Raw genomic sequence first — 8,789 nt, 5'->3', positions numbered from 1 at the left:
ATATGTGTATAAGAGACTTCATTACTATATAAATCTTCTAACAGTACATACATTTCTTTATCCGCTCGTTGTTTTTCATTTTCAGATAATTCATTGCGTAAACTTTGTGCATCAATACCAGTAAAGACACCATGAATTGATTCATCTAGAAGAATTTTACGGATAATTTCGCCCGACGTTGTCATTTTACCTTGTCCAGCAAGATAAAGTGGGTAGTAAAAACCAGAATAAAATAAGAATGTCTCTAAAAATACGCTTGATACCCGAGCAATATATTGATCATAAATTGAAGCTTCTTTACCCCAAAGCTTATGATAGTTTTCGATAATTTTATCTGCTTTATATTTTAGGTGTGGTTCTTCAATTACCCATGTATCTAATAAATAGTTTGTTTCACTAGATGGCAAAAGCGTCGTAAAAATATGAGAGTAGCTTTTAGCATGAATTTGTTCCATCATGGCCATAAATGAATAAACTGCTTTTTTACGTAAATCAGTTGTATGTAGCATAATCAATGGCATACCATCATCTGCTTGATGTGTGTCTAGTCCAGTCAATCCAGCTAGTGCTCTCTTAAATGTATTTCTCTCATCATCCGTTAACGTCTTCCAACTTGCGATATCTTTTGACACTTTAAACTCTGTTTCCACCCACATTTGTGAGATGTTTTGACGCCAAAACATATTTGTCATATCTTCTTGTGTATTCCAATTGACTGCCTTCATATAATGATAATTCCTCCTATCGTTTGTTTATAAGTCATTCATATTAACAATTGGCGTATATGTGCACAAAAAGCAAAAGCATTTCTGCAAAGCGTTTGCGAATTGATGACATACCTAACCTATCTTGTTTACTGTATTACTTTATATGGGGTCCAGCTTGCTTTACTCGTTAAAATGCAGATTGCATTTCTCATTGCTAAGACCCCGGTTTTCTCTTTAAACAGAGTCACGTGTATTGTTTAAATTGCACAGCTTGTACATTCTTCTACACTTAATAGTTTGTTACGTGTGTAATATAACGATTTAAGTCCTTTATAATGGGCATACACATATAGACGTGATAATTCACGTGTAGAAATCTCTGAATTTACATATAAAATTGTTGAGATTCCTTGGTCAATATGCGTTTGAATTGTTGCAATTAAATCGATTAACTTCATTTGATCAGTATTAAATGCTGATTTATAGTACCACATTGTTTCAGGTGATAAGAAAGGCATAGGATAAAATGTTTCAGCATTTCCATATGTACGGCGTTCTATTTGATCAACGATAGGCATAACAGAGCTTGTTGCATTCTGTACATATGAAATACTTTGTGTCGGTGCGATAGCTAAGCGATAAGCATGATATAAACCATGTGCTTCAACTTGTTGCTGTAAAGCTTTCCAATCTTCAGCAGTAGGAATTTCTATTCCTTCGAATAACTGTTGAACTTTAGCGAAACGTGGTGTGATATCTTGTGCCGTGTAAAAACTAAAGTATTTTCCATTTGCATAATCTGATTGTTCAAAATCTTGATATACTTGGCCACGTTCCTTAGCAATTTGCATTGAGCGCTCAAGTGAATAATAGTTCATCATCATAAAGAAGACATTCGCAAAATCTTTTGCCTCTTCAGACTCATAACCAATTTTATTTTTTGCAAAATAACCGTGTAGGTTCATTACACCGAGACCTACTGAATGTAACTCACTATTAGCTTTGCGCACACCTGGTGCATTTTGAATATTCGCTTCATCACTTACAACAGTTAACGCATCCATACCTGTAAATACAGAATCTCTAAACTTACCTGTCTCCATCACATTAACAATATTTAAAGAGCCTAAATTACATGAGATATCACGTTTAATTTCATCATCAATACCATAGTCGTTAATAATTGATGTTTCTTGTAATTGGAAAATTTCTGTACACAGATTGCTCATTTTAATTTGACCAATATTAGAATTAGCATGTACTTTGTTCGCATTATCTTTAAACATTAAATATGGATAACCTGATTGTAATTGTGTTTGTGCAATTGTATTCAACATTTCACGTGCATCTTTTTTCTTCTTGATTATATTAGGATTGGCAACCATATCATCGTAATACTGCTCTAAATCGATATCATCAAGTGTTACACCATACTCTTGTTTAACTGTGTGTGGCGCAAACATATAAAAATCTTTTCCTTCTTTAGCTAAATCAAAGAATTTTGATGGCACAATTAAGCCTGTTGAAATCGTTGATAGACGTAAATCCTCGTCAGCATTAACCTTTTTAGTATCTAAAAATTCTTCAACATCATAGTGGAATATATTTAAATATACAGCACCTGCACCTGGACGTTGTCCTAGTTGGTCTGCATAACTAAATCCACCTTCTAGTGATTTTGCGACTGGTAATACCCCTTTAGCCACACCTTTAATTCCTTTAATTGCTTCACCACGAGCACGTAATTTAGATAAATTAATGGCTACACCGCCACCGATTTTACTTAATTGTTTTGCTGTTGAATCAATAAAGTTAATAGAATTTAAACTATCATCTACTTCTAATAAAAAGCATGAGACTAATTCACCACGTCGAGCGCGACCTGCGTTTAAAAATGTCGGCGTCGCTGGTTGATAACGTTGTTCTACCATGGCTGAGATAAATTGTTTTGCTTGTGCTTTATTACCATTAGCTAAATACAGTGCTACGATTGTCACGTGCTGATTATAATCTTCCAAATATTGTGATTTATCATTCGTTTTTAACGCGTAATCTTTATAAAACTTACTTGCTGACATATAACTTGCAAAGTTAAATTCAATTGACTTGGCAAAATCAGTTATCTCACGTAAGTCTATCTCACTATATTTATCGAACACATTAAAATAAAAATCATGGTCTACTAAATAATGTAAGCGCTCAATTTCGTCATCAAAGTAAATTGTTTTATCGTGAATCTCTTCAAGATAAACCTTTAATGCTTCTTGATCTTTCTCTAAATTAAAGAAACCACTCTCTTTACGTTTGGTTACTTCATTATTTAGTTCAATATGATTGTATTTTTTCTCGTTCATAATTTTCATTAAATTGACCCACCTTGTCCTTAAATTCTTTCACGTCACTGTTTGATCCTTGAACCTCAAATTTCATTAGTAATGGCACGTTATATTGTTCAGAAATCGTCTGTCCAGCCTTCGCAAAGTTTTGTCCCCAGTTGCGATTGCCGCTTGCAGCAACTGCTTGCAAGTGCTGATGATTGACTTGTAGAAATTGCTGTACTTCTTGTGGCACTTCACCAAAGCCAATTGTCCCTGTTACTAAGATATAAGGCTCATTTACTTCTTCTTGACAATTATCTTCTGTTATTTCCATAACATCTGATAATTCGGTTCTTTTAATAAATCGTTGAACATTTCCTGAAAATGAAAAATAAATAACTTTCATTTAATCGCCTTCTTTCATCAATCTTGTATTAAAAAATAAAGATTTCTTGCTAGAAACCGAATTGCACTAGTATTGCATGGATATGTGTCGTGTTGTTTATAACATGTTCATTTGTTACTGCGTACTATGTTGTTTAGTATAAATTCATGTTATGTTCTAAAATACGTCATAACAAATTAAACGCTATCGCTCATTTTTTCTGTGCTGATGAAACATCATTAGACTATCATTTATGTCAGTCATCCATTTTATAGTTGTTCAATGCCTCATATAAACACTACATCTTGTGTATAAAGCAAAAACGAACTATATGTATAATAGTAAAATTTCTCTAATGCATAACGAATATGGTGAGAAATTAGCCTTATTTAGTGTTATTTTGCTTAAATATTGACTTTTTTATTGCATTCTATTTTAGAAGTAAACACTATATATTGTGTTGGTTTTCAAAATCCAACACAACATTCTGTGTTTCATTATACATAATATCCTTAATTATTAAAAGTTTGAGATTGCTACTTAACGTTCGGAATTTCGAATAAACGTGCGTCACTGTAAGTTTAAAATAGCTCAAAAAAATATTTTACATTTTTGTGAGCATTAATGCTTGCATTTATAAAATTTTTCTCAAATAGCTTTATCGTCCGGGTTGGCGTCATTTTTGAAGCTATTAATTCAAATATAAAAACATGGCATACAATCTTAATTTAAAATTCTATACAAATATTCCGGATATTTAATTTGTTTCCAAATAGAACGTATGTTCGTTTTTTAATTATAAACGATTGCATTATATATTTCAAGTTCCAATGCATAGATTGCTTTTTTATGCTATCATATATAAGTTAAAATTTATTATTGGGGCGATTAACAGTGAATCCAAAAGTGAAAGGTATTATTGCTATCCTCATTTCTGCTATTGGCTTTAGTTTTATGTCAGTTTTTTTTAGACTTGCCGGTGATTTACCTGTCTTTCAAAAGTCGTTAGCACGAAATTTTGTTGCTATGTTTATACCCTTATTTTTTATTTATAAATATAAACAGCCAATGTTCGGTAAACTTCGTAATCAACCATTATTGATTGGACGGTCTACCCTTGGGTTGATTGGCGTATTACTCAACATCTTTGCCATAGATCATATGGTGTTAAGTGATGCCGACACACTAATGAAACTTAATCCATTTTGGACTATCCTATTAAGTTTACTATTCTTACATGAAAAAGTGCGAAAATATCAAATATCTGCGATGATCATTGCCATTATGGGTATGTTGCTTATAGTTAAGCCCGAATTTTCTTCTGCAATGCTTCCATCATTAGCAGGATTATTTTCAGGAATATTTGCTGCATCAGCTTATACATTTGTGCGCGCACTAAGCAGACGTGAACAACCTTACACGATTGTTTTTTACTTTTCATTATTTTCCGTGATTGTGTTGATCCCGTTTTCCATCGCAACATTTGAGCCAATGACAACAACCCAAATACTATATCTTTTAGGTGCAGGGCTTGCAGCAGCTGTAGGTCAAATAGGTATTACATTAGCTTATAGTTTTGCTGCGGCGAAAGATATTTCAATATTCACGTATGCTTCTATCATTTTTACTGCACTATTTGGTTTTATTTTATTTGGCGAAACACCAGATATATATGCTATAGTCGGCTATATTATTATCATTAGTGCAAGTTACTATATGTTTGACCAAGCACGACGTGAATCAAATACACAACAATCACATTAAAGGAGCGGTAATATGACTCAAGGACGTCAAGAAGAGGAAATGAAAGACATTACATTATTAGGTAACCAAAATAACAATTATCAATTTGATTACCGTCCAGATGTATTAGAAACATTTGTTAACAAACATCAAGGAAGAGACTATTTCGTTAAATTTAACTGTCCAGAATTTACGTCACTCTGCCCTATCACAGGTCAACCCGACTTTGCTACAATCTATATCTCATATATCCCGAATGTTAAAATGGTTGAGTCAAAGTCACTAAAACTATATTTGTTTAGCTTTAGAAATCACGGCGATTTTCATGAAGATTGTATGAATATTATTATGAACGATCTTATTGAGTTAATGGATCCTCACTATATTGAAGTATGGGGTAAATTTACACCTAGAGGTGGTATATCTATAGATCCATATACAAATTATGGTCGTCCAGATACTAAATATGCACGCATGGCCGAACATCGTCTGATGAATCATGATATGTATCCAGAAAAAATTGACAACCGCTAGTTTGATTATTTAAAGTTATCCATCACCACTAATTGTGACAACTTAGTGGTGATCTTTTTTTATTTACAAAATATTTTACAAAATGTTCTTGCATATTTATTAATAAAAGCGTATTTTATTAATATCATTGAAATTCAGTAAGCATTGCGTATGTTGATTGAATTACATTTTACTTAATATTCTTAATATTTAAGCATTTCAAAATAATATTGCTAATAAATTGTCAGAATAGTAAAATTTATTTACTGAGTTTCAAATTGAAAGTACAGAAAGGTTGGGATGTTATGGCATCACACAATTCCCATGAATTAGCAGTTGAAAAAATTCCACAGAAAGGTTTCTTTGGACACCCTAAAGGCTTGGGCGTATTGTTCTTCGTAGAGTTTTGGGAACGTTTTAGTTACTACGGCATGCGTGCAATGCTTATTTTTTATATGTACTATGCTATCAATCAAGGCGGATTAGGCATTGATAAAGCAACTGCCATGTCTATTATGTCCGTATATGGTGCATTAATTTACATGTCATCTATTCCAGGTGCCTGGATTGCTGACCGTATCACTGGAACACGTGGTGCGACATTGATTGGCGCCGTCTTAATTATTATAGGTCACGTATGTTTGAGTTTACCTTTCCAAATGTTTGGATTATTTGCATCAATGTTCTTTATTATTGTTGGTTCTGGCTTAATGAAACCAAATATTTCAAATATTGTTGGTCGTCTATACCCAGAAAATGATGTTCGAATTGACGCTGGGTTTGTTATTTTCTACATGTCAGTTAACTTAGGCGCACTCATCTCACCTATTATTTTACAAAATTTCTTAGATGTGAATAACTTCCACGGTGGTTTCTTAATTGCAGCTATTGGTATGGCTTTGGGATTAGTTTGGTATATTTTATTTAACCGTAAAACATTAGGCCAAGTCGGCATGCAACCGACTAACCCGCTTACTGCTGAAGAAAAGAAAAAATACACATTTATTATCGTTGCTATAGTTGCTGTGATTACAGCTGTATTAGTTGTCACTTACTTGACAAATACATTGTCATTTAACTTAGTAAGTAATACCGTACTCGTACTTGGTATTGTTTTACCAATTATCTATTTTGCAACTATGATATACAGTAAAGATGTCGATGATACTGAACGTTCACGTGTGAAAGCCTTTATTCCTTTATTTATTCTAGGTATGATTTTCTGGTCTATTCAAGAACAGGGTTCTAATGTCTTGAATATTTACGGACTAGAAAAATCAGATATGCATTTAAATATATTCGGTTGGACAACTCGTTTTGGAGAAGCTTGGTTCCAATCTATTAACCCTTTGTTTATCCTATTATTTGCACCACTTATTTCATTAATGTGGATGAAAATGGGTAAAAAGCAACCTTCATTGCCAGTTAAATTCGCTCTTGGTACATTTTTAGCTGGACTATCATATTTAATTATGGGCTTAATTGGCGTTTCTTATGGATCAACAACATTTAGTGTCAACTGGGTTATTTTATCTTATGTCATTTGTGTAGTTGGGGAACTTTGTTTATCACCTACTGGTAACAGTGCTGCTGTTAAACTCGCACCAAAATCATTCAATGCACAAATGATGAGCGTGTGGTTGCTTACTAATGCATCAGCGCAAGCAATTAACGGTACAGTCGTGAAGTATATTGATGACTTAGGTCAAACTACATACTTTATCCTTCTCGGTAGTATTGCTGTTGTCGTAACGCTTATTGTTCTTGCCTTCACACCAATCATTAAGAAAGCCATGAAAGGTATTCATTAATCACATTCTTATAACAAGTAAAAACATACTAAGATTAGCTATGAAGAAATCTATGACGATAGATTTTTTCATAGCTATTTTTTTATAGTTATAGAGCCTGGGATATAATTATGTTTTAAACTATGAATTAAATATTTACAGTAGTTGACTGGATTGAAAATACGCTAATACCAAGCTTTTTTCAATCCTAGTCAACCTTGTCGGGGCGGGACTACGAATTTATAGTGAATTCTGTCCCGCTCTCACATTTTTTGTATTACCATACACTAAATCTTAAAATTAAGGGTAAGTATGTAAAGTGATACCTTTTAGAAAGAAGGCATAATTATGACAGACAAATACAATCATGGCGTATTATTTTATCATGAACACAGTGGTTTAAAGGATATATATAATGGTTTAGGTGAAGTGACAAAAGCATTAAGTTCAATATGTAAACAGCTATCCATTCAATTGAGTGAAAACGAAGGAGACATTATTAAATATTGTCAGAAGATTAAGCAAGGTGATTATGGTCAAAAAATTGATATTTTATTTATTTTAGGTGGGGATGGCACCGTTAATGAAATGGTTAACGGCGTGATGAAACATCAGCTAGATTTGCCTATTGGTATTATCCCAGGTGGTACGTTTAATGATTTTACAAAAACGCTTAACATTCATCCTAACTTTAAACAAGCTAGTGAACAACTTAAATATGCACAAATTGGTCAGTATGATGTCATTCAAGTGAATAAAGAATTCGCCCTTAATTTCGTTGGGCTAGGTTTGATTGTGCAAAATGCAGAAAATGTGCAAAACGGTGCGAAAGATATATTTGGTAAATTAAGTTATATCGGTTCAACCGTAAAAACATTAATGGATCCGAGTAACTTTGATTTTACTTTAACAATTGATGGTGAAAAAACAACTGGCAATACTTCAATGCTGCTTATTGCGAATGGTCCTAATATTGGAGGTAGTCGTATTCCGCTCACAGATTTATCACCACAAGATGGTAAATTGAATACATTTATTTTTGACGAGCAAAGTTTCAGCATATTAAATGATATTTTCAAAAAAAGAGATAGCATGAACTGGAATGAAATCACTCAAGGTATTGACCATATCTCAGGTAAGGATATTCGCATTGATACAAAACCGATCATGAAAGTAGATATAGATGGTGAAATTCGACTAGAAGCGCCGCTTGATATTAAAGTGTTGCCCAAAGCATTAAAATTATTAACCATCCCTACATAAAATTGATAAACAATTTGGGACATAAATATAAAGGATTAAAATTACATGTTAATACGTAGTATTTATGGCG

7 protein-coding genes are annotated in these 8,789 nt (G+C 33.0%); 4 read left to right on the top strand and 3 right to left on the bottom strand.

The genetic code is table 11. The features are described 5' to 3' along the window. The 3 genes from HMPREF3267_RS09175 to nrdI form a co-directional block, all read right to left on the bottom strand. Positions 1-725: ribonucleotide-diphosphate reductase subunit beta (locus HMPREF3267_RS09175; protein ID WP_256323868.1), on the bottom strand; the 725-nt coding region annotated here is incomplete at its 3' end. Between the two features lie 239 nt (positions 726-964). Continuing rightward, entirely contained in the window at positions 965-3,070 is a 2,106-nt protein-coding gene (gene nrdE / locus HMPREF3267_RS09170; RefSeq protein ID WP_002459742.1) for a class 1b ribonucleoside-diphosphate reductase subunit alpha, read from the bottom strand. Beyond that, positions 3,033-3,431, bottom strand: coding sequence for a class Ib ribonucleoside-diphosphate reductase assembly flavoprotein NrdI (gene nrdI / locus HMPREF3267_RS09165; RefSeq protein WP_002459743.1), 399 nt, complete (start codon positions 3,429-3,431; stop codon positions 3,033-3,035). Before nrdI ends, nrdE begins: the two co-directional genes overlap by 38 nt. Before the next feature lie 873 nt (positions 3,432-4,304). Between nrdI and HMPREF3267_RS09160 the strand changes: the two genes are divergently transcribed. The 4 genes from HMPREF3267_RS09160 (at position 4,305) to HMPREF3267_RS09145 (ending at position 8,719) form a co-directional block, all read left to right on the top strand. Next, positions 4,305-5,174 (top strand): DMT family transporter, encoded by an 870-nt coding sequence (locus HMPREF3267_RS09160; protein ID WP_070823845.1) that lies wholly within the window; start codon positions 4,305-4,307, stop codon positions 5,172-5,174. A 12-nt stretch (positions 5,175-5,186) separates the two neighbouring features. Next, positions 5,187-5,687 (top strand): preQ(1) synthase, encoded by a 501-nt coding sequence (queF, locus tag HMPREF3267_RS09155; RefSeq protein WP_002479355.1) that lies wholly within the window; start codon positions 5,187-5,189, stop codon positions 5,685-5,687. A gap of 284 nt (positions 5,688-5,971) precedes the next feature. Further along, on the top strand, positions 5,972-7,477 hold the full coding sequence (locus HMPREF3267_RS09150) for a peptide MFS transporter (RefSeq protein WP_037544790.1): 1,506 nt from the start codon (positions 5,972-5,974) through the stop codon (positions 7,475-7,477). Positions 7,478-7,804: 327 nt separating this feature from the next. Continuing rightward, positions 7,805-8,719, top strand: coding sequence for a diacylglycerol/lipid kinase family protein (locus HMPREF3267_RS09145; RefSeq protein WP_037544792.1), 915 nt, complete (start codon positions 7,805-7,807; stop codon positions 8,717-8,719). The last annotated feature ends 70 nt before the right edge of the window (positions 8,720-8,789 follow it).

The organism is Staphylococcus sp. HMSC62D11 (assembly GCF_001839145.1).
GTDB classification, from domain to species: domain Bacteria; phylum Bacillota; class Bacilli; order Staphylococcales; family Staphylococcaceae; genus Staphylococcus; species Staphylococcus lugdunensis.
Note: the sequence above shows the minus strand (reverse complement) of the source record. Positions and strands in the feature narration are given on the sequence as shown.

Coding starts and splice junctions, on each gene's coding strand:
- queF (WP_002479355.1), top strand. CDS start 5,187: ATGACTCAAGGACGTCAAGAAGAGGAAATGAAAGACATTACATTATTA.
- HMPREF3267_RS09150 (WP_037544790.1), top strand. CDS start 5,972: ATGGCATCACACAATTCCCATGAATTAGCAGTTGAAAAAATTCCACAG.
- nrdI (WP_002459743.1), bottom strand. CDS start 3,431: ATGAAAGTTATTTATTTTTCATTTTCAGGAAATGTTCAACGATTTATT.
- nrdE (WP_002459742.1), bottom strand. CDS start 3,070: ATGAAAATTATGAACGAGAAAAAATACAATCATATTGAACTAAATAAT.
- HMPREF3267_RS09145 (WP_037544792.1), top strand. CDS start 7,805: ATGACAGACAAATACAATCATGGCGTATTATTTTATCATGAACACAGT.